The 20,037-nt window shown below is 58.2% G+C and carries 19 protein-coding genes; 6 read left to right on the forward strand and 13 right to left on the reverse strand.

Features of this window, described 5'->3' with window-relative positions:
* Positions 1 to 43 precede the first annotated feature (43 nt).
* The gene (proS, locus tag WAO69_RS10255; protein ID WP_422178694.1) at positions 44 to 1,390 is read right to left on the reverse strand and encodes a proline--tRNA ligase; all 1,347 of its coding nucleotides are present in this window, start codon (positions 1,388 to 1,390) and stop codon (positions 44 to 46) included.
* Positions 1,391 to 1,588: 198 nt separating this feature from the next.
* On the opposite strand from proS, the gene WAO69_RS10260 reads away from it, so the two are divergent.
* Positions 1,589 to 2,104 carry a fasciclin domain-containing protein gene (locus WAO69_RS10260; protein WP_422178696.1) on the forward strand — a complete coding sequence of 172 codons (516 nt, stop codon included), beginning with the start codon at positions 1,589 to 1,591 and terminating at the stop codon, positions 2,102 to 2,104.
* Between the two features lie 73 nt (positions 2,105 to 2,177).
* Here WAO69_RS10260 and WAO69_RS10265 read toward each other — a convergent pair whose 3' ends face one another.
* The 4 genes from WAO69_RS10265 to pufB form a co-directional block, all read right to left on the reverse strand.
* Positions 2,178 to 2,768 (reverse strand): hypothetical protein, encoded by a 591-nt coding sequence (locus tag WAO69_RS10265; RefSeq protein WP_422178698.1) that lies wholly within the window; start codon positions 2,766 to 2,768, stop codon positions 2,178 to 2,180.
* Positions 2,765 to 4,279, reverse strand: coding sequence for a PucC family protein (locus WAO69_RS10270; RefSeq protein ID WP_422178700.1), 1,515 nt, complete (start codon positions 4,277 to 4,279; stop codon positions 2,765 to 2,767). The genes WAO69_RS10265 and WAO69_RS10270 overlap by 4 nt, the downstream gene beginning before the upstream one ends.
* 126 nt (positions 4,280 to 4,405) lie before the next feature.
* On the reverse strand, positions 4,406 to 4,738 hold the full coding sequence (locus tag WAO69_RS10275; protein WP_422178702.1) for a light-harvesting protein: 333 nt from the start codon (positions 4,736 to 4,738) through the stop codon (positions 4,406 to 4,408).
* 10 nt (positions 4,739 to 4,748) lie between these two features.
* Positions 4,749 to 4,907 carry a light-harvesting antenna LH1, beta subunit gene (pufB, locus tag WAO69_RS10280; protein ID WP_422178704.1) on the reverse strand — a complete coding sequence of 53 codons (159 nt, stop codon included), beginning with the start codon at positions 4,905 to 4,907 and terminating at the stop codon, positions 4,749 to 4,751.
* Positions 4,908 to 5,216: 309 nt separating this feature from the next.
* Here pufB and WAO69_RS10285 point away from each other — a divergent pair, with 309 nt between their 5' ends.
* The 4 genes from WAO69_RS10285 to WAO69_RS10300 all read left to right on the forward strand — a co-directional run bounded on the left by WAO69_RS10285 (position 5,217) and on the right by WAO69_RS10300 (position 10,810).
* Complete coding sequence (locus WAO69_RS10285) at positions 5,217 to 6,284, forward strand: AI-2E family transporter (protein ID WP_422178706.1); 1,068 nt, start codon at positions 5,217 to 5,219, stop codon at positions 6,282 to 6,284.
* The gene (locus WAO69_RS10290; RefSeq protein WP_422178708.1) at positions 6,284 to 6,964 is read left to right on the forward strand and encodes an HdaA/DnaA family protein; all 681 of its coding nucleotides are present in this window, start codon (positions 6,284 to 6,286) and stop codon (positions 6,962 to 6,964) included. The genes WAO69_RS10285 and WAO69_RS10290 overlap by 1 nt, the downstream gene beginning before the upstream one ends.
* 57 nt (positions 6,965 to 7,021) lie before the next feature.
* Positions 7,022 to 9,196 (forward strand): RNA degradosome polyphosphate kinase, encoded by a 2,175-nt coding sequence (locus WAO69_RS10295; RefSeq protein ID WP_422178710.1) that lies wholly within the window; start codon positions 7,022 to 7,024, stop codon positions 9,194 to 9,196.
* A 66-nt stretch (positions 9,197 to 9,262) separates the two neighbouring features.
* A complete protein-coding gene (locus tag WAO69_RS10300; RefSeq protein ID WP_422178712.1) occupies positions 9,263 to 10,810 on the forward strand; it encodes a Ppx/GppA family phosphatase in 1,548 nt (515 codons plus the stop codon).
* Here WAO69_RS10300 and WAO69_RS10305 read toward each other — a convergent pair.
* The 7 genes from WAO69_RS10305 to WAO69_RS10335 all read right to left on the reverse strand — a co-directional run bounded on the left by WAO69_RS10305 (position 10,807) and on the right by WAO69_RS10335 (position 17,204).
* The gene (locus WAO69_RS10305) at positions 10,807 to 11,127 is read right to left on the reverse strand and encodes a hypothetical protein (RefSeq protein ID WP_422178714.1); all 321 of its coding nucleotides are present in this window, start codon (positions 11,125 to 11,127) and stop codon (positions 10,807 to 10,809) included. The two genes, WAO69_RS10300 and WAO69_RS10305, sit on opposite strands and share 4 nt — an antisense overlap.
* Before the next feature lie 85 nt (positions 11,128 to 11,212).
* Positions 11,213 to 12,241, reverse strand: a complete 1,029-nt coding sequence (locus WAO69_RS10310; protein ID WP_422178716.1) for an endonuclease/exonuclease/phosphatase family protein — start codon at positions 12,239 to 12,241, stop codon at positions 11,213 to 11,215.
* Positions 12,241 to 12,921, reverse strand: a complete 681-nt coding sequence (locus WAO69_RS10315) for a TerB family tellurite resistance protein (RefSeq protein ID WP_422178718.1) — start codon at positions 12,919 to 12,921, stop codon at positions 12,241 to 12,243. Before WAO69_RS10315 ends, WAO69_RS10310 begins: the two co-directional genes overlap by 1 nt.
* Before the next feature lie 10 nt (positions 12,922 to 12,931).
* Entirely contained in the window at positions 12,932 to 13,453 is a 522-nt protein-coding gene (locus tag WAO69_RS10320; protein WP_422178720.1) for a GNAT family N-acetyltransferase, read from the reverse strand.
* Entirely contained in the window at positions 13,441 to 14,058 is a 618-nt protein-coding gene (locus WAO69_RS10325) for a VOC family protein (protein ID WP_422178722.1), read from the reverse strand. The genes WAO69_RS10320 and WAO69_RS10325 overlap by 13 nt, the downstream gene beginning before the upstream one ends.
* A 55-nt stretch (positions 14,059 to 14,113) precedes the next feature.
* Positions 14,114 to 16,243, reverse strand: a complete 2,130-nt coding sequence (gene scpA / locus WAO69_RS10330) for a methylmalonyl-CoA mutase (RefSeq protein WP_422178724.1) — start codon at positions 16,241 to 16,243, stop codon at positions 14,114 to 14,116.
* Positions 16,179 to 17,204 carry a hypothetical protein gene (locus WAO69_RS10335; RefSeq protein WP_422178726.1) on the reverse strand — a complete coding sequence of 342 codons (1,026 nt, stop codon included), beginning with the start codon at positions 17,202 to 17,204 and terminating at the stop codon, positions 16,179 to 16,181. The genes scpA and WAO69_RS10335 overlap by 65 nt, the downstream gene beginning before the upstream one ends.
* Before the next feature lie 111 nt (positions 17,205 to 17,315).
* On the opposite strand from WAO69_RS10335, the gene WAO69_RS10340 reads away from it, so the two are divergent.
* Positions 17,316 to 17,762 carry a DUF4174 domain-containing protein gene (locus WAO69_RS10340; protein WP_422178728.1) on the forward strand — a complete coding sequence of 149 codons (447 nt, stop codon included), beginning with the start codon at positions 17,316 to 17,318 and terminating at the stop codon, positions 17,760 to 17,762.
* Positions 17,763 to 17,955: 193 nt separating this feature from the next.
* On the opposite strand, the gene WAO69_RS10345 is transcribed toward WAO69_RS10340, so the two are convergent.
* Entirely contained in the window at positions 17,956 to 20,001 is a 2,046-nt protein-coding gene (locus tag WAO69_RS10345; protein ID WP_422178730.1) for an acetyl-CoA carboxylase biotin carboxylase subunit, read from the reverse strand.
* Positions 20,002 to 20,037: the final 36 nt, after the last annotated feature.

Below are 20,037 nucleotides of genomic sequence, written 5' to 3' on the forward strand. Positions count from 1 at the left end.
CAACCGTTCATGACGGCCGCGTCAGGAATTCAGAAAGCGCAGTTCAGCCCTGCCGATGGGGCGCATAGATCGCAGCCAGCTTCTTGACGGCCTCTTGAGGCGGCAGCTCTTCGCTTTCGCCGGTCCGACGGCTCGTCAACTCGACCACACCATTCTTCAGCCCGCGCGGGCCGACCGTGAGACGCCAAGGCAAACCAATCAGGTCCATTGTTGCGAATTTACCGCCTGCCCTCTCGTTGCGGTCATCATACAGCGGTTCAAGCCCAAGTGCCGTGATCGCAGCATAAAGCGCATCGCAAGCGCCGTCCGCTTCTGCGTCGCCCTGCTTGAGGTTCACAATCCCACAATGGAACGGCGTGACACCTTCGGGCCAGATGATGCCTTTATCATCGTGGCTTGCCTCGATGATTGCACCAACCAGCCGGCTCACACCGATCCCGTGAGACCCCATATGCACGGCGACTTGCTCGCCATCGCTGTTTTGCACCACCGCACCCATCGCATCTGAATACTTGGTCCCAAAATAGAAAATCTGCCCAACTTCGATACCACGCGCCTGTCGGCGTCGCTCTTCAGGGATTGCGACGAACACGACCTCGTCATGCGTTTCATCGGTCCGCGCATAGAGCGCAGTGAATTCTTCCATCACCGCATGGCACTGGGCGACGTCATCATAGTCGATGTCACGCTCACCCAGACGGATGTCGGTCACCGCACTGTCATAAAATACCTCGGATTCACCTGTATCGGCCAGGACAAGGAATTCATGCGTATCATCGCCACCGATCGGACCACTGTCGGCGCGCATCGGAATGGCCTGAAGCCCCATGCGTTCATAGGTGCGCAGGTAGCTGACCAGATGTCGATTATAGGCGTGCAGCGCATCTTCCTTGGTCAGATCAAAGTTATAGCCGTCTTTCATATAGAACTCGCGTCCGCGCATCACGCCAAAGCGGGGGCGGATTTCGTCGCGGAATTTCCACTGAACATGATAGAGCGTGAGCGGAAGATCCTTGTACGAAGACACATGGCTCCGAAAGATGTCGGTGATCATCTCTTCATTCGTGGGGCCATACAGCATATCGCGATCATGCCGGTCGCGAATGCGCAGCATCTCGGGGCCATAAGCATCATAACGCCCGGATTCCTGCCACAGATCCGCAGGTTGCAAAGTGGGCATCAGCATCGGGATATGGCCCGCACGGATTTGCTCTTCGTGTACGATCTTTTCGATGTTCTTGAGAACCTTGAAACCCATCGGCAACCAGGAATAGATGCCTGCCGCTTGCTGTTTGATCATACCTGCGCGCAGCATCAGCCTGTGGCTGACGATCTGCGCCTCGGAGGGGGTTTCCTTGAGGACGGGCAGGAAATAGCGGGTCAGGCGCATGGCACTCTCTTCTGGCGATCTGAATATGGTTCCAGCGGTCTAAGCCATCGCGCCGATGCAGGCAATTGGGCAAAACGGCATCGACCGGATCACACGCCAGATAACGAAGCCGTGACTTGCGTGGTCCATGTCGCCGCGCCCCCCGTAAACCTCATCACTTGTCAGAAAGGCAAGCAACACGACATTGGAGATTGAATCATGACATCCATCCGCACTCTGGCCGCAGCCGCCGTCACCGCCTTGACATTGGGCTCTGCTGCCAACGCAGCCAACATCGTTGAGATCGCTGCCGGCGACGAACGCTTCTCGACCCTCGTGGCCGCCGTGACTGCGGCTGGTCTGGTCGATGCATTGCAAGGCCCCGGTCCGTTCACCGTTTATGCACCCGTCAATGATGCGTTTGCCGCCCTGCCCGCTGGTACCGTCGAGACACTGCTTCAGCCAGAAAACAAAGGTCAGCTGACAGACGTGCTGCTGTATCACGTAGATGACCGCAAACTGACCGCCGAAATGATCCCGACGGGTTCGAACTTCTTCAAACCGCTCCTGACATCCGAGCGTCTGTGCATCACCAAAGGTGGCTCCGGTGTGACCATTGCAGATGGTACCGGTGAAGTGGCCAATGTGATCATTGCGAATATTCAGGCGGATAACGGCGTCATTCACGTCGTTGACAAAGTTCTGCTGCCAGGCACCCGTCCCGCCTGCCACTAAGACACCCCCGTTCGACGCAAAGAGCCGCCCGGCAAAGGGCGGCTCTTAGTATGTCAGCAGTTTCGATGTCAGGTCATTTTGGCGCGGGGTTGTACATCATCCGCTTGCCACCCGAGATCACCGAATTGCGCTCTTTATGCGCCTTCAGCAAAGGAAAAGGCAGAAGTTTGGTTGATGCATGCCAACCGCTGGAGGCCGAGCGTTTGGTGCGGTGTTCTGAAAGCAGGCGCCAGCCCAGACCTTCGGAGACAGTTCCGCGTGAACGTGCGGACTCAGGACCCATATCAGTTGCGAAAAAGCGTGGGTGATTTGTCATCACGCTCAGGAACAGTTTTGGATCCGCGCGATCTTCAGCATAGAAGTTGGGGGACTTGACCCCAGCGTGTATCGAGGTTGTGCTGTCCACAATTTCCATCGCGCGGCGGGCCGCGCCGAAGGGCGTAAACGGTGCACGAACGACAACAAGGACACCCTCTGACTGCATTTTGTTGGCGTAGATCTCCGCATCAGATGCGTTGACTCGCGTCGCAGCGATCGCCTCGGCGGACGAACCGGCGGCCAGCACGTCGATTGTGTTTCCTGGAAAACCTGCCCCCTTGAGGTCATCGACAACCCCATGAGCCGTTGCTTCATCTGCATAAAGCCGTGAGATTACTGTAGTCATGTTACCTCCTGTGGTCGCACGTAAGCCGGGGATGAGACAGATCTCTGCTCAGGATGCCCTTTGGCGGTTGCGCTATGGTCGAGTGAATACTCGTTTGAAAATGTAGTATCGGGGGCGCTTAAGTCTATCCTATGTGATGTTCGCAGCGTCAAAGCCAGCAGAAATGCCATCACCAGCACCACTGCTTCCAAGGTGAAAACACTCAGATATGGCATAGCCGCCGACATGGTCTCAGCCATTGGAAGATGCAGAACGATGTCCCGAATGATCCCGCCAAGCGCCACACCGATGCCTGCGGCGGTTGCCTGAACGGCCCCCCAGGCTCCGAGGGCCAGACCGACCTGCTCGCGCGGTGCGCGGCGCATGGTCGAGGTCAGAGTCCCATGGCCGAACAGACCGGCACCAAAACCAACAATCACAGTGCCCAAAAGGAACAGAACCAGAGCGCCGGATTGTGCCGCAAAGATTATGCCTAGAAAACCGGGCACACCGATCAATGCACCGCTGCGTGCCAGAGCCAGCGGGTCAGCGCCCCGGCTAAGCGTGTAAGAGGCAAGCGCAAATCCAACCAGTGTGCCACCAGCCAGCACCGCGGTAAGCCGGGTGGTTTCCGCGACGCTCATTTGCAGAACCTGACCGCCGTAGGGTTCAAGCAGAACATCTGCCATGCCGTAAGCAAACGTGCCAAGGCCAATCACCATAAGAAGACGCAGCGCGCCGTCATATTGCATGAAGCTGCGCCAGCTCTTCGAGAAAGATGGGGTTTCCTTGCGCTGAAGCATGGCCTGCGCACGCTCACGGTCGCGCGGCTCCTGCTTCCACATCGCGATCGAGTTGAGAACGATCGTCACGACCGCGCATCCCTGAATCACCTGAATCAGACGACCCGGCGTGTAGTTTTCAAGCAAAGCGCCAAAGATGAAGGCCGCCAGCACCATCCCCAAAAGCAGCATGACATACATCAGGCCGACAACATTGGGCTGGTCTTCCTCCTTCACCAGATCCGTCGCCAAAGCCAGACCGACGGTCTGCACCGTGTGCATGCCCGCCCCGACCAGAAGAAACGCCAATGCCGCGGATCCAAGACCCAGCCATCGCGGCGCATCTGCCGCCTCACCATATCCCGATAGCACCAGAAGAGCGAAAGGCATGATGGCAAAACCGCCAAACTGCCACATCGAGCCTTTCCATATGAACGGCACCCGTCGCCAGCCAAGCGCCGATGTCAGAGTATCAGACTTGAAACCAATCAGCGCGCGAAACGGCGCAAAAACCAAAGGCAGCGCAATCATTCCCGCCACCAGAGACGCCGGTACATTAAGTTCGACGATCATCACGCGGTTGAGCGTGCCCACCATGAGCACAAGCGCCATACCGACGGTGACCTGAAACAGAGACAGTCGCAAAAGGCGCGACAAGGGGACATCATCAGTTGCAACATCGGCAAACGGCAGAAACTGCGGTCCTATCCGCGCGATGCGGTTATAGGCAAATGCCTTGTAGTCGAACATGCGGGTCCCTCCCCCGAGCGAAAGCCATACGCGCAAAAGCGCGCAGCAATCGTATTGTGTATTGGTCTGACCCGGCGAACCCCCGCCGGGTCAGACCATCACGACGTCAAAGCGACGGACGCTTGGTCAACCGTCCGGCTGTATTGCGGAGTCAGCCGCAGCCAGTGTTTTTGGCAGTTCAAGAACCGCGCGTGCTGTAGTCCCATCTGGCAGGGTCACGAGAACAGCCTGACCATCCAGCGCTTGCGCATCAAAGGACGCATGCGATGTGTTGCCTTCTGTCGCGAGAGATGCGCTTGCCGAGCTACCGATTTCATTGCCTTGCAGGAAATCTGACACCCAACCAGTGTTGGTCAACACGGACACATGCACGGCAAACGAACCCACCGCAACGGCACCCAGGAAAAGCGGGATACCCACGGTTGGCTTTACGACGAGCCACATTTTCGAATTGTTCATGACAGCCCCCTTATCCCAACCAAGGTGTTGTTGCGGCCACGAGAACGTGAGCCAAAAGGGCGATCACGCCGAAAACTCGTGTGCCATCAATGAGATAGCTGTGGACTTCCTCAGCTTCTCTCAGAGTCAGGCCGGTTGGCCAGACTTTATCAGGATCGTTGTTGGACATATTGTCCCCTCCTATATTCAGGCTGTTAATGTTGCTTTTTGAGGCATTTAGATCGGTCTCGCTCCCGCCATCACACCCACCCTCTCCGACATGGACAGCCTGCCATGGGGATCGGATTCTCGTACTGTAAGTTTAGATTGACATTCGATTATGTCAATACAAACTGACAGCGCCTTGTTAAATGGGTGAGGCACGTTGATTTTGCAAAACAATCCAGTAAGAACAAACCTGCCTATGGGATGATACAAGCTTCGACTTGCATGCCGTTTCGGGCTAAGCCATGCGGTAAAAAAGAGGAGAGAGCATTATATGGCGCTTCCCGTTCGCGCTCAGCTGACTTACTGGGGCATCGCTGCCGCGATCTTTGCGCTGGCTCTGTGGTTCTTGGGAAATGTGTTGCTGCCCTTTGTGATTGGCGGGGCCATCGCCTATTTTCTGGATCCGGTCGCAGACCGGCTGGAACGATTGGGTCTGTCGCGCATGGCGGCTACGGGACTGATCACAGTTGCCAGCCTTATGATCTTTATCATCATGGCGCTTCTGGTCATTCCGACGCTGCTGTCACAGGCGGTTCAGCTCTTCAATCTGGCACCAGCTCTCTTTCGTGATCTACAGATGTTCGTTCGCGAGCAGATGCCCTCGGTTCTGATTGAAGGCTCTGCCCTGCACGAGACCTTGCTGACAATTGGCGAAACCATCCGCTCGAAGGGCGGCGAGCTGCTCGAGACAGTTCTGTCTTCAGCGCTCTCCGTGATAAACGTCGTGGTGCTGATGGTCGTCACCCCGGTTGTCGCCGTCTATCTGCTGCTGGATTGGGATCGAATGATCGCCAAAATCGACGATCTGCTGCCACGCGATCATGCGCCTGTCATCCGTCGACTGGCCGGTGAGATCGACGACACGCTTGCCTCTTTCATCCGCGGTATGGGCACCGTCTGTCTGATCCTGGGCACCTATTACGCGATTGCCCTTATGTTGGTTGGACTGCAGTTTGGATTGGTTGTCGGCTTTGTCGCGGGGCTGATCACCTTCATCCCCTATCTGGGCGCTTTGTTGGGCGGGGCCCTGGCAATTGGCCTTGGGCTTTTCCAGTTCTGGGGCGACTGGGTCTCGCTGGCGATGGTTGCGGGGATTTTTGCCATTGGCCAGGTGGTGGAAGGCAACTTCCTCACACCCAAGCTGGTGGGCGGTTCGGTCGGGCTTCACCCGGTCTGGCTGCTGTTGGCACTCAGCGTGTTTGGTGCGTTGTTCGGGTTCATCGGGATGCTGGTAGCCGTACCAGTCGCGGCATCACTGGGCGTGATTACCCGCTTCGGCGTCGAGCAATACAAGACCAGTCTTCTGTATCGCGGTTTGTCGGATCAGGATAAGGGCTGATGGCCGAACAACTGAGCTTTGAATTGCCCGGCAAAACAGCGCTGGGGCGAGAGGATTTTTTCGTCGCCCCGTCAAACGCGCTTGCCGTTGCGATCGTGGAAGACAGTGACCACTGGCCTGCCGGCAAGCTTGTTCTGAGTGGCCCGGCAGGGTCGGGCAAAACCCATCTTGCCCATGTCTGGGCTGCACAAAGCGGGGCGCGCATTGTCTGCGCCAATCAACTGGGGACGGCGGATGTGCCCGCGCTTGCCTCCTCGGACATGGTAATCGAGGACGTGCCCGCCATTGCTTCGGATAGAAAGGCTCAGGACGCCCTGTTTCATCTGCACAACCTGCTTCTTGCAGGGGGGCATCGTTTGTTGCTGACCGGACAGGGTGCGACGCGCCATTGGGGGTTGTCTTTGCCTGATCTGCAAAGCCGGATGGAGGGCACCCAACGAGCCACCCTTGAGCCACCAGATGATCTTTTGCTGAGTGTGGTGCTGGCAAAGCTGTTTGCTGATCGTCAGATCACGCCCAAGGCCGATGTCATTCCCTACCTCGTCAAACGAATGGAGCGATCCTTTTGCGCCGCCCAGGGGCTGGTGGATCAGCTGGATCGGGCAAGTCTCAGTGCCGGGCGCAGCCTGACACGCAGCTTTGCCATCCAAGTGCTTGGCGTGGATGACAAACTGGCGTAACCTGAGCGCCTGACCTCCGTCACAATCCTGTTACAGCGAGCCGCACATAAGCGCATCATGACCCTTGCCGACTTCTTGAAATCACCCTTCCCCGAAGCCAGTGACCTTCCGGATCTGGATATATCCGGCCCGGGCCGGTTTTATAACCGTGAGCTGAGCTGGCTGGGCTTTAACTGGCGGGTGTTGGAAGAAGCAGATAACCCGCGTGTCCCGTTGCTTGAGCGACTTCGCTTTCTGTCGATTTCGGCCAATAACCTTGATGAGTTCAACACCGTGCGCGTTGCCGGTCTGCGCGAACTGGCGCGTGCGGGCAACATCACACCCGCCGCTGACGGCCTGACCCCGGCCGAGCAACTGGTACTGATCAGTGAGGACGCGCGTAAACTCATGCGTGTCCAGCAACGTGTTCTGGTCAGCCTCAGGGCCGAGATGGAAGAACAGGGCATCAGCATTCTGCGCCCCGAAGATCTGACCGATGCCGATCATCAGCACCTTGAGGATGTGTTCCTGCATCAGGTTTTTGCGGTTCTTTCACCCCTGGCAATTGACCCCGCGCATCCGTTTCCCTTTCTTCCCAACAACGGGTTTTCTCTGGCGCTGCAATTGGAACGTATCCATGACAAGCGCCCGTTGCAGGCGCTGTTGCCAATTCCCGGACAGGTCAACCGTTTCATGCGCCTGCCCTGCGAACCCGGTTCACATCGCTTCCTGCCGCTGGAAGACCTTTTGCTGATCAAACTGGATCACCTGTTTCCCGGCTACAAGATGAAGAACCATTTTGCGTTCCGCGTCCTGCGCGACAGCGATCTGGAAGTTGAGGAAGAAGCCGAAGATCTGGTGCGCGAGTTTGAAACCGCGCTCAAGCGGCGGCGTCGCGGCGAAGTGGTCCGCATGACACATTCGGCCGATGCACCGCCCAAGCTGATGAGCCTGGTCATGGATCAGATTCACGTCACCGATGATGAGCTGATCGAAATAGACGGCATGCTGGGTCTCGCGGATCTGTCCGAACTGGTACTGGACAGCCGCCCGGACCTGCTCTGGCCGCCCTTTACGCCGCGCGTCCCGGAACGCGTTCAGGACCACGACGGAGACATGTTTGCGGCCATTCGCCAGAAAGACATGCTGTTGCAGCACCCTTATGAGACGTTTGACATGGTGGTGCGCTTTCTGCAGCAGGCCGCGCGCGATCCGAATGTAGTGGCGATCAAGCAGACGCTGTATCGAACCTCCAAGAACTCTCCGATCGTCGAAGCGCTCTGCGAAGCGGCCGAGGATGGCAAGTCGGTCACCGCTTTGGTTGAACTGAAGGCCCGGTTTGATGAGGCTGCCAATATCCGTCAGTCCCGCCGGCTGGAGCGCGCGGGTGCGCATGTGGTCTATGGGTTTCTTGACCTCAAGACGCATGCGAAAATCTCGACCGTGGTGCGGCGCGAGGGCGACAATCTGATCACCTACACGCATTATGGCACCGGCAATTACCACCCGATCACGGCAAGGATTTACACCGATCTGAGCTTTTTCACCTGTGATCCGGTGCTGGGACGCGATGCGACCAAGGTCTTCAACTATCTGTCAGGTTATGCGCAGCCCGACAGCCTTGAAAATCTTGCCATTTCTCCGGTCTCACTCAAACAGCGCCTGCTTGAGATGATCGACGCGGAAACCGTCTATGCACGGGAAGGCAAACCGGCTGAAATCTGGGCCAAGATGAACTCTCTGATCGACAGCGAGGTGATCGACGCCCTCTACGCAGCCTCACAAGCCGGTGTGAAAATCAGCCTTGTGATCCGCGGCATCTGCGGGCTACGCCCCGGCATCAAGGGTCTGTCCGAGAATATCCGGGTCAAGTCGATCATCGGGCGGTTTCTGGAACACTCGCGCATCGTCTGTTTCGGAAACGGAGCAGGCCTGCCGTCCAAGAAAGCACGCGTGTTCATCAGTTCGGCGGACTGGATGGGGCGCAACCTGAACCGGCGGGTGGAGACACTGGTGGAAACAACGAATGCCACGGTCAAGGCCCAGATCGTCAATCAGGTCATGGCCGCCAATCTGGCTGACGTTGCGCAAAGCTGGATCATGAATCCCGACGGCAGTTTCACTCGCGCACAGGTGCCAGAAGGCGAATTTGCCTTTAGTTGCCACAGATTTTTCATGGAAAACCCCTCACTTTCGGGGCGCGGCTCGGCGGGCGCATCGGATGTGCCCAAACTGACGCATACCGAGGAGTAAGATTGACCCCGCGGCCTCGTTTGCCCATGGTGTCCGCGCAGGCCGGAGACGGATCCTGGGGGAAGAATGAACGACATGTCAGAGACGTCGGTGCAGGACTGGGGGCCATTTGGCCGCCCTCTGTTTGACGATCCGTCTGCGCGAGCGCTGTCGCGCGTTGGCGTTATCGACATCGGATCGAACTCGGTTCGCATGGTGGTCTTTGACGGCGCAGCCCGCAGCCCGGCCTATTTCTATAACGAAAAAATCATGTGCGCTCTGGGGGCTGGTCTGTCGGAAACCGGCCATCTCAACCCCGAAGGACGCGCACGCGCACTGGCCGCGATCCGGCGCTTCCAGTTGCTGGCGCAGGGAATGGACCTTCCGCCGCTGACAGCGGTGGCGACAGCGGCTGTGCGCGATGCCGATGACGGTCAGGCGTTTCGCGACGAGGTCGAACGCGAGACCGGTCTGCGAATCTGGGTCATTGATGGCGAAGAAGAAGCGCGCCTTTCTGCCCAGGGCGTTTTGTTGGGCTGGCCAGGCGCTTATGGCCTTGTGTGTGACATTGGCGGCTCGTCCATGGAACTGGCCGAGATACGTGACGGCCGTGTCGGACGCCGTGTCTCCTCCAGCCTGGGACCACTGAAACTCCAAGCGATCAAAGGCGGCAAGGCGGGGCGCAAAACACATATCAAAGCGGTGCTGGAAGGCCTTGCAGAACGCATGGGACCGCAACGGGACCGCCTGTTCCTTGTGGGCGGGTCATGGCGCGCGATTGCGCGCATTGACATGGAGCGTCGCGGCTATCCGCTCCACGTGCTGCACGAGTATCGCATGACCGCGACATCCATCGCGGCGACGACAAAATACATCGAGAAAAGCGATCCGGAAGTCCTGCGTTTGGCCTGTGGCATTTCATCCGCACGGATGTCGCTGGTGCCGTATGCAACCGAGGTTCTCAAACGCCTGTTGCGGACTTTCCGCCCCAAGGACATCGCCGTGTCCAGCTATGGCATCCGGGAAGGCATGCTCTATGAACAAATGCCTCAGCGCCTGCGTGATCGTGATCCTCTGGTCGAAGCTTGCCGTTTTGCCGAAGCGAAAGATGCGCGCCTGCCCGGTTTCGGCAAGACCCTTTACGAGTTTGTTCTGCCACTGTTCAAATCGGCTCCACCGACCCGCCTGCGGCTGATCAAGGCCGCCTGCCTGCTGCATGATGTCAGTTGGCGCGCGCATCCCGATTACCGGGCCGAGACATGCTTTGACAACGCGACGCGCGCGAATCTGGGTGGCCTCAAACATTCTGAACGCGTTTTCCTCGGGCTGTCGTTGCTTCACCGCTATCGCAACCGCCGTGAAGGCACACGGTTTGAAGATCTGTATGATCTGCTGGAGGAAAAAGAGCTTCTTCAGGCCGAGATCCTGGGCAAGGCCATGCGCTTTGGGGCCATGTTCTGGATGCAACCAGATGTCCCCATGGGTCAGTTCAAATGGTTTCCGCAAAAACGCATTCTGGAACTGCGCATCCCAAAGGCCGCCAGCGCGCTATACGGAGAAGTGGCCGAAGCCCGGCTGATGTCGCTTGCCGCATCGCTGGAAGCCGAAGTGCGCGTGCGCATGGTTCCCACTTAAAGGTCGATCGGGTCTGTTGGTGCCTCCTGACCGATCTCGGGGTCAGCCTCAGGCGTTTGAGGTTTGCGACGGATGATGATATCCCCGTTGGGCAAAATCTCGGGCGGTTCATAGACGGACCAGTCCTCGACCTTGGACATCAGATCGCCAAGCGCTGGTCCCATCTCCTCGAAAAAGCCCCGCATGGCCGGTCCGACCTGATCGGCAAAGCCCTGCAGATCGTCAAGGCGCGGTTCCACCTCTTTCAGCAGTCCTTCCAGGAACATCTGCGCGCCTCGCTCCATCAGGCCGGGCGCATCTTCTGAATCCTGCGCCATGACTGGCGCAGCACACACAAGCATCAATGGCAGAACATATCGCTTCATGTTTCCAATATAGGTCGCCTGAACTGGGAATTTAAGGTCAGACATCAATATCAAGCGCGACGGGGAAATGATCCGAGGCCGTGAGCAAGGCCTCGCGCAACTCCGGTTCACTCCAACATTGAGGATCATCAAACGGATGCCAGATGCGCCACTCGGGATTTCTGGCACGCAAGTCAGGGGACACCATGCTGTAATCAAGAAGCGCCTGAAGAAAACGGTTTTCGTGGTCGATAAAGAAGCGGGCTGTGGTTGGGCTGGCACCCAGCCGACGCTGAAGCGCGAACCGGGCATGCGGATCATAGAGCGACAGATCCGACTCCGCTGGCCCCAGGATGATTTCAACGGATGAGCGGCCAAAGAGATGCTCATATTCATCCAGACCCGGGCCATCGTTCAGATCCCCCATCACGATCAGCGATGCGCCCTCTTGCAGATGTGCCTCGACGCGCGCGCGCAACCAGATCGCCTGCGCCAGTTGTTTGCGTCTGTTGGCGATAGCCTGGCGCATGACCTCATCATGAGACTGGGCACCGTGCGGTGCCTTGGATTTCAGATGCGCACCGATCAGGCGAAGCTCATGCCCCGATTTGGTCGTTACAGCCAACTCGAGCGGAGGCTTGGAAAAGCGCACCAAATCCTCAGTCGCGTCGATATCCAGATCTATGCGGAACGTGCCGTCGAACCGAGGCGCAGTCTGGCTGCCTTTTTTTCCGGTCTGATCGCCAACCGGGTCATGCCGGGCTGACAAACGCTGCGGATCAAACATCAACGCAATCTCTTGCTGGGTCTCGTTTTGAAATCCCATGACGGCACGCGACGCGCGCAAGGCGAATGCAGCCGCGAACCGCTCAAGCGCGACCACCGTATCCCTCTTGCGGCTTTGATCGGGTGCTTCGATCACCATGATCGCATCAGCGTCCAGCGCCACGAGCACCTTGGCAATCGCCTCGATCTGCTGAGCGCGGGTCACCCCGTGTCGGCCAGACTTCTGATCATCGATCAACAGCTCATTGTCGTCATCAAACAGGTATGAAAACCATTCGATGTTATAGGTCACCAGCCGCATCAGCCCGCAGCGCCGTTTATCTCATCCCAGGCCCGGTTGATGTCGGCCATGCGTTTTTGGGCCAGTTGCACGGCCTCCTCTGGAACGCCCCGCGCGATCATCCTGTCAGGGTGGTTGTCACGCACCAACTGTCGCCAGGCCGTGCGTATGTCTTCCATTGGGGTTTGCGGTGTTACGCCCAGAACCGTGAAGGGGTCCAACTCGGCATCGGGGACAAAGCGCGCACGGATCGCGCGGTATTCGTTTCCAGACAGGCCAAAGATTTCGGCCACGTCTTCCAGAAAGCGATCCTCGCCCGGGTGGTAGAACCCATCCGCCATAGCGATGTGAAACAGGCCTTCCAGAAGGTCGTTCAACGTGGCCGGATCATCGCGAAACATCGCCCCTATGCGCGACGCGTATTCGCGGTATCCCGCCACATCCTGACGTGCAAGATTAAAGACCTTCGCCGCGCCGGCCTCATCTTCTTGAGCGATTTCAAAGACATCACGAAATGCTGTCACTTCATCCCGGGTTACCTGGCCATCCGCCTTGGCCATCTTGGCTCCCAGTGCCACAACGGCGATGGCGAACGCCACACTGCGTTCAGGGGGCGTGCGAAGCTTGTCGAAAACCTGGCTCAGGCTTTCGCCCTGAGCCAAAGCCTGAAGGGCATCCGATATACGCGTCCAAATCGACATGGGGCGCAGGTTATCTGTCTGCGCCCCGGAAGTCATTGCCAGATCGCAGGATTTTCTGCATCAGGACAAGATCAAGCCATTGCCCGTTCTTGCGCCCGGTTTCCGGCAGACGGCCAACCGCCTCGAAACCAAGGCGCGCGTGAAATGCCACGCCGGCGGGGTTGGCACTGCTGATCCCGGCGACAAGCACATGCACATCGTTGGCCCGGGCAACCTCTTCCAACTGCTGCATCAAAGCACGTCCTATGCCGCGGCCGCGTGCCTGCGCCGCAAGCTGAATGGAATGCTCTTTGGTATGGACATAGCCAGGCCCTGCGCGAAACGGAGCATAGCTGGCAAACCCAACGACCGTGCCAGCCTCCTCGGCGACCAGGAATGTGCCGTTTGCAGACCGAATAGTCTGTTGTGTCACCTCAATGCTGCGCTCGAGCGTTGTGAAGGTGACAAGACTGCCACGGATAAGCGCGTTGGAAATCGCGCAGATGGCAGATGCATCGCAAGGCAATGCTTCCCGTATCTTCAGCGCAGCCATCGCCGGCCATGAGCTGTGTCGAACTCTGCCATCAGCGCAGGCTCTTTTCCGGTCTCGAAAACCAAACGTTCATCCATCAGATACGGCGATATCAGGCGACTTAGCTCATCGGCCAGCGAATGCACGACAACCAAGCGCCGGAGCCGGCAGGCGGACGGTGCCAACATACGGGCCGGATGCAGATCCGTACCCCATTCGATCAGCGCGGGATGCAGGTTGTCGAAAGGCAAACAACCGGACGCGGGGACAGCCATCTGCCAGCGCAGATCGCCCCTCTGCAAACGCACCGCAGACCCGACCCCATCTGCGAGCCGCGGCAACAGCGCCTCCAGGTCATCAGTGCGACAGATCCAGTTGGTCAGGCGGGGCGGGCCGCTGAACCGGTCAAGATCGAACCAACGCGGGCGATCTGGCCTGGGTGCTGCCGGGTTGATCGCAATCGCCTCAAGATAGAGGCCATCTTCAAGACCCAAAAGCGTGTTGTGAGTGAAAAAAACATCATGCTCTCCCCCTGCCTGCAAAGAGACACCCAAGGCCGCCTCGACCGCGTCGGTTGCTTCGGCAAGCGTCGCACCAGCGACCGCAATATGGTCCAGTTCCATCATGCTTTTGTCCTTATTCGGGGCAGATAGGCCCCTAGACGCCTCTGATTTTGCAAACCTATCCCCGGGCCTCGCCAATAATGCGCAGAATATCGCGGGCAGCTGCCGGGATATTGGTGCCCGGGCCAAAGATCGCCTTGACGCCATTGTCATAGAGGAACTGATAGTCCTGCTGTGGAATGACCCCGCCGCAGATCACGATGATCTCCTCGGCTCCGGCCTCTTTCAAAGCCTGCACAAGCTGTGGGGCCAGCGTCTTGTGACCCGCTGCTTGCGATGAAATCCCGACGACATGCACATCGTTGTCCACCGCATCCTGTGCAGCCTCTTGCGGGGTTTGGAACAAAGGCCCGACATCCACATCAAAGCCGATATCGGCAAAAGCGGTGGCGATCACCTTGGCACCACGATCATGCCCGTCCTGACCCATTTTCACCACAAGCATGCGGGGGCGTCGCCCCTCGACCTCGGCAAAGCGCTCAACGTCCTTCTGGATCTCTGCAAAGCCCTCGTCCCCCTCATAGGCCGCTCCATAGACACCCGCGAGCGTCTTGACCTCGGCACGGTGCCGCCCGAATACCTTTTCCATCGCCATACTGATCTCTCCCACCGAAGCCCGGGCCCGGGCCGCTTCTACCGCCGCGTCCAAAAGATTGCCGCCTTCACCGGCGCGCCGTGTCAGTTCATCCAGAGCAGCCATGCATTTGGCGTCATCCCGTTCCGCCCGGATCCGGGCAAGACGCGCGATCTGTCCTTCGCGCACCTGCTCATTGTCGATTTGCAGGATGTCGATCGGGTCTTCCTTGTCCTTGCGGTACTTGTTGACCCCCACGATCACCTCGTGACCGCGGTCGATCATGGCCTGACGGGTTGCCGCTGTTTCCTCGATCCTGAGCTTGGGCATGCCCGAGGCCACCGCCTTGGTCATGCCGCCCATCTCTTCGACCTCTTCGATCAGTTTCCAGGCCTCTTCGGCCAATTGATGGGTCAGCGTTTCCACATAGTAAGAACCGGCAAGCGGGTCGACCACATGGGTGATGCCTGTCTCTTCCTGCAGGATCACTTGTGTGTTGCGCGCGATCCGCGCGCTGAAATCCGTCGGCAGCGCAATCGCCTCATCCAGCGCGTTGGTGTGCAGCGACTGCGTGCCGCCCAGCACGGCCGCCATGGCCTCGTAAGCGGTGCGAATGACGTTGTTGTAGGGATCCTGCTCCTGCAAGCTAACACCACTGGTCTGACAATGGGTGCGCAGCATCGTTGACTTGGGATCCTTGGGGTCAAACTCGGACATGATGCGATGCCACAGCAGACGTGCCGCGCGAAGCTTTGCGGCTTCCATGAAGAAGTTCATGCCGATGGCAAAAAAGAACGACAAACGTCCGGCGAATTTATCCACATCCATGCCACGCGCGATCGCGGTGCGCACGTATTCGCGGCCATCAGCCAGCGTATAGGCCAACTCTTGCACCAGGTTCGCCCCGGCCTCTTGCATATGATAGCCGGAGATCGAGATCGAGTTGAACTTGGGCATGTAATCCGATGTATATTCGATGATATCCGCCACGATGCGCATCGAATGTTCCGGCGGATAGATATAGGTATTCCGCACCATGAACTCCTTGAGGATATCATTCTGAATGGTGCCGGCGAGGAGGGATTTGTCATGCCCCTGCTCCTCGCCCGTGACAATGAAATTTGCCAGGATCGGAATGACCGCGCCGTTCATCGTCATCGAGACAGACACTTTGTCCAGCGGGATGCCGTCAAACAGGATCTTCATGTCCTCGACACTGTCGATGGCCACACCAGCCTTGCCAACATCGCCCTGAACGCGGGGGTGGTCGCTGTCATACCCGCGATGGGTGGCCAGATCGAAAGCCACCGACACACCCTGCTGACCGGCAGCAAGGCCACGGCGATAAAAGGCGTTTGATTCCTCGGCCGTGGAAAATCCGGCGTATTGGCGAATGGTCCAGGGACGGCCAGCATACATCGTCGCCTTGACGCCGCGCGTATATGGTGCCGCGCCCGGGATCGAGCCCAGATGATCAAGAGCATCGGTGTCCGATTGCGTGTAAAGCGGCTTGACCTCGATACCTTCCAGCGTCGTCCAGTTCAGGTCCTCAACCGGTTTGCCGCGCAGCTCTTTCTCGGCCAGAGCGCGCCACTGTTCTGTGTCGCTTGTCATCATGTCTTCCTCTTGTCATGTCAGGTTGCGACAGGTGTTCCCCTGTCTTGTAGAGCGCCGGAAATTCAACCAGCTCGGCCAGGCCATCGGCCCCGCCGGCAAGCCAAAAAAGATCATCGGCATATGTTTCGCGCAAAATGGCGCGGTCAGCTTCGCAAAACGGCATCCACGCGCCATCGACCGTGGGCAAGTTGCTGTCAGCTCTATCACAGATCGCGCGCAGTTCAGGCAGCGTTGGCGATGGGTTTATGTGAACCAATGCCCCGTTTCGCGGCACCGGACCCTGCACAAGGCAAGCCAGCTGCGCATCCGGAGCACCTGCAAAGCTCTCAAAGGGCAGAACCCTGACGCGGGCGTGCGGGATCGCTCTGGCAATATCCGTCACGACATCGCGCCAGGATCGGGGAGCATTGACCAGACGGGTCAACAGCCCCGCCCGGGGAAGGCCGCGCCCCTTGCTCGCGTTGTAACCGAGGGTGGAACTCCAATAGGTTTCCAGGCTGCGAATGTTCAGCACGACATCGGTCACATATCCGTTGAATGCCTCGCCAAACCGCGACATGCGCTCACCGGCGCCGCTGTAAAGCTCTGCCAGACGGAGATTGGCGCGCATACTGCCCATCATGTTTTCATCACTGACAACCAGCGTCCTTGTTCCGCTGTTGGCGCTTTGTGCGCAGCGCAACTGCACCCGACCGATGGCACGGCCAGTCAGATTGCGGTTCAGCCGAATTTCAGGTCCGGGCTGAATTCCGCGAAACAGACCCGAGCGGGTTCTCAAAGGCCCCCAAAAGCCGATTCCACCCTGTTGCAGCAGGCCGGAATTGGCCCGCATGTAATGTTGAAAGCTGGTAGACGCGCAGCGATGCGCGCCGATATGCAGGATCACGTCCATCAGGTTTTGTGCCTTTTGCCAGATCGCCGCCCCGAACGGCTGTATCGTGGGGAATGGCACGATCATTGACAGGCACTCCTGACAGAGCGATTAACTTTCCAAAGAATGCGTGAGCAGCGCGCACAAGCTGTCGCATTCTGAAAATTCGGGCCTATATCAGGGTCAACAGGAGGCCCTATGAAATACACTCTAGCTGTTGTTTTGGCTGTATTAATACCGTTCTCGGCCTGGGCCGAAGAGGTCGACGCAACACCGACGCACGACATCATCCGTCCCGCCGGCCAGTCGGATTTGAGCGAATTTTTATGGACAAAACGCCCAATAGTCGTCTTTGCCGACACTGAGGCTGATCCAAGATACATTGAACAGATGGAACTTTTGCGATCGCGCATCGAGGATCTGGATGATCGTGACGTCGTCGTCATCACCGATACCGATCCGGAAGCCGAGTCGCCGCTGCGCATGAAACTGCGCCCTCGCGGCTTCATGCTGGTTCTGCTGGACAAGGATGGCACGATATACCTGCGCAAACCGTTTCCCTGGACCGTGCGTGAACTGGGACGCTCCATCGACAAGATGCCCCTGCGAAAGCGTGAAATCCGCGAACGCCGCGTACAGGGCTGATCACCGGGACAAAGTCGCAGCAGCGCAACCCTGCAGTCCTCGCAACGACAGGATGCAGCCTCAGACTGCATCACCGCAAGACCAGTCGTCCTGACGCCGAACCTGCCACGCGGGGAACGGGGCGCAACGACTTTTGCCCCGTCCTTCCACAGAACGGCAAGGTCAAGATTAGGGTGACCGGGCATGGCTCTGACTACTCGAACTCGATGATGACATCATCCACGGCAAGGCTGTCGCCGGGCCCAGCGTTGATCTTGGCCACGACACCTTTGCGTTCCGCCCGCAGGATGTTTTCCATCTTCATCGCTTCGACAGTGCACAGCGCCTGTCCGTCCTGAACCTCGTCACCGACTTCCACATCGATCTTCACGATCAGACCGGGCATCGGGCAGAGCAACAGCTTTGAGGTATCAGGGGGCAGTTTCTCGGGCATCTTTTCGGCCAGTTCAGCCTGACGGGGCGTGCGAACATGAACCTTGAGATCCGCCCCGCGTGTGCGGATATGGAAGCCGCCCGACACCTTGCCGACCTTCAGCACCAATGTGTGACCGTCCACATTCACATGCGCAAGCGTTGCACCGGGCACCCAGCCGCTTGTGACCCTGAGAGCGCTGCCATCCTCGAATGTGACCGTCGATCCATCATGATCAGCGGCGATCGTCACATCAAATCGCTGCCCCTGCGCCGTAACGACCCAATCCGTGCCGACCTTGCGCTCATGATTATCCATGCGTCCAGACACGCGGGTGCGCCGGATCTCGGCCACGCGGTGCATGGCGGCGCAGGATGCCGCAAGGCGACGCAGATCCGCGTCGTTCAGTGTCACGCCGTCGAAACCATCCGGATATTCTTCGGCGATGAACGCCGTGGTCATGTCGCCGGACACAAACTTGGGATGATCCATGACAGCGCTCAGGAAAGGCAGGTTGTGACCGATACCCTCCACTTCGAAACTATCAAGCGCCACACGCATCGCCTCGATCGCCTCACCTCGGGTCGGTGCCCAGGTGCAGAGTTTGGCAATCATCGGGTCATAATACATGCTGATCTCGCCACCTTCGAAAACACCGGTGTCGTTGCGTACGGCAACCGCGCCTGCGGCGGCATCCCCTTGCCATTTGTCATTGTCAAGCAAGGGGCCAGCCGCCACCTCTGCTGGCGGGCGATACCGGGTCAGACGTCCGATTGAGGGCAGGAAGTTGCGATAGGGATCTTCCGCATAGAGCCGGTTTTCGATGGCCCAACCCGTTAGCGTCACATCCGCTTGTGTGATCGAAAGCTTTTCACCTGCCGCCACGCGGATCATCTGCTCGACCAGATCAACACCTGTGATCAACTCGGTGACCGGATGCTCCACCTGAAGCCTGGTGTTCATCTCAAGGAAGAAGAAATCCTTGTTGCCATCCACGATGAACTCGACGGTCCCTGCGCTTGTATATCCGACGGCCTGAGCCAGAGCGACGGCCTGTTCACCCATCGCTTTGCGGGTTGCTTCATCCAGAAACGGGCTCGGAGCCTCTTCGACAACCTTCTGGTTACGCCGCTGGATCGAGCATTCCCGCTCGCCCAGATAGATACCGTTACCATGGGCATCGCAGAGCACCTGAATTTCGATGTGGCGGGGCTGGGTGACGAACTTTTCGATGAAGATGCGGTCATCACCGAATGAATTCGCCGCTTCGTTCTTGGAGCTTTGGAAACCTTCGCGCGCCTCTTCATCATTCCAGGCGATCCGCATGCCTTTGCCACCACCACCGGCCGAGGCTTTGATCATCACCGGATAGCCGATCTCACCCGAGATTTTCACCGCTTCATCCGCATCCTCGATCAGGCCCATGTAACCGGGCACTGTCGATACCCCGGCTTCCTGCGCGATCTTCTTGGACGTGATCTTGTCGCCCATCTTCTCGATTGCGCCCACGGGCGGCCCAACAAAGGCGACACCCGCAGCTTCCAGCGCCTGAGCGAACTTGGCGTTCTCGGACAAGAATCCATAGCCGGGATGCACGGCTTGCGCCCCGGAGGATCTGATCGCCTCCATAACCTTGTCGATCACGATATAGGACTGGTTGGCAGGCGGTGGGCCAATGTGGACCGCCTCATCGGCCATCGCCACATGCAGCGCCTGTTTGTCAGCATCGGAATAGATGGCGACGGTCGTGATACCCATCTTGCGGGCAGTCTTGATAACACGGCAGGCAATCTCGCCCCGATTTGCGATCAGGATCTTCTTGAACATGGAACGTCCTTTGTCTTTGGAAGTGAGCAACGCGAA

This window comes from Aestuariivita sp. (assembly GCF_049276915.1).
GTDB lineage: Bacteria > Pseudomonadota > Alphaproteobacteria > Rhodobacterales > Rhodobacteraceae > Aestuariivita.

Bases quoted from the DNA above. Each gene is read 5' to 3' on its own strand.
- WAO69_RS10335 (WP_422178726.1), bottom strand. From the start codon at position 17,204: ATGATCGTGCCATTCCCCACGATACAGCCGTTCGGGGCGGCGATCTGG.
- scpA (WP_422178724.1), bottom strand. From the start codon at position 16,243: ATGACAAGCGACACAGAACAGTGGCGCGCTCTGGCCGAGAAAGAGCTG.
- WAO69_RS10310 (WP_422178716.1), bottom strand. From the start codon at position 12,241: ATGCGGCTGGTGACCTATAACATCGAATGGTTTTCATACCTGTTTGAT.
- WAO69_RS10290 (WP_422178708.1), top strand. From the start codon at position 6,284: ATGGCCGAACAACTGAGCTTTGAATTGCCCGGCAAAACAGCGCTGGGG.
- WAO69_RS10265 (WP_422178698.1), bottom strand. From the start codon at position 2,768: ATGACTACAGTAATCTCACGGCTTTATGCAGATGAAGCAACGGCTCAT.
- WAO69_RS10325 (WP_422178722.1), bottom strand. From the start codon at position 14,058: ATGATGGAACTGGACCATATTGCGGTCGCTGGTGCGACGCTTGCCGAA.
- WAO69_RS10260 (WP_422178696.1), top strand. From the start codon at position 1,589: ATGACATCCATCCGCACTCTGGCCGCAGCCGCCGTCACCGCCTTGACA.
- pufB (WP_422178704.1), bottom strand. From the start codon at position 4,907: ATGTCCAACAACGATCCTGATAAAGTCTGGCCAACCGGCCTGACTCTG.
- WAO69_RS10340 (WP_422178728.1), top strand. From the start codon at position 17,316: ATGAAATACACTCTAGCTGTTGTTTTGGCTGTATTAATACCGTTCTCG.
- WAO69_RS10270 (WP_422178700.1), bottom strand. From the start codon at position 4,279: ATGTTCGACTACAAGGCATTTGCCTATAACCGCATCGCGCGGATAGGA.
- proS (WP_422178694.1), bottom strand. From the start codon at position 1,390: ATGCGCCTGACCCGCTATTTCCTGCCCGTCCTCAAGGAAACCCCCTCC.
- WAO69_RS10320 (WP_422178720.1), bottom strand. From the start codon at position 13,453: ATGGCTGCGCTGAAGATACGGGAAGCATTGCCTTGCGATGCATCTGCC.
- WAO69_RS10300 (WP_422178712.1), top strand. From the start codon at position 9,263: ATGAACGACATGTCAGAGACGTCGGTGCAGGACTGGGGGCCATTTGGC.
- WAO69_RS10315 (WP_422178718.1), bottom strand. From the start codon at position 12,921: ATGTCGATTTGGACGCGTATATCGGATGCCCTTCAGGCTTTGGCTCAG.
- WAO69_RS10275 (WP_422178702.1), bottom strand. From the start codon at position 4,738: ATGAACAATTCGAAAATGTGGCTCGTCGTAAAGCCAACCGTGGGTATC.
- WAO69_RS10295 (WP_422178710.1), top strand. From the start codon at position 7,022: ATGACCCTTGCCGACTTCTTGAAATCACCCTTCCCCGAAGCCAGTGAC.
- WAO69_RS10285 (WP_422178706.1), top strand. From the start codon at position 5,217: ATGGCGCTTCCCGTTCGCGCTCAGCTGACTTACTGGGGCATCGCTGCC.
- WAO69_RS10345 (WP_422178730.1), bottom strand. From the start codon at position 20,001: ATGTTCAAGAAGATCCTGATCGCAAATCGGGGCGAGATTGCCTGCCGT.
- WAO69_RS10305 (WP_422178714.1), bottom strand. From the start codon at position 11,127: ATGGCGCAGGATTCAGAAGATGCGCCCGGCCTGATGGAGCGAGGCGCG.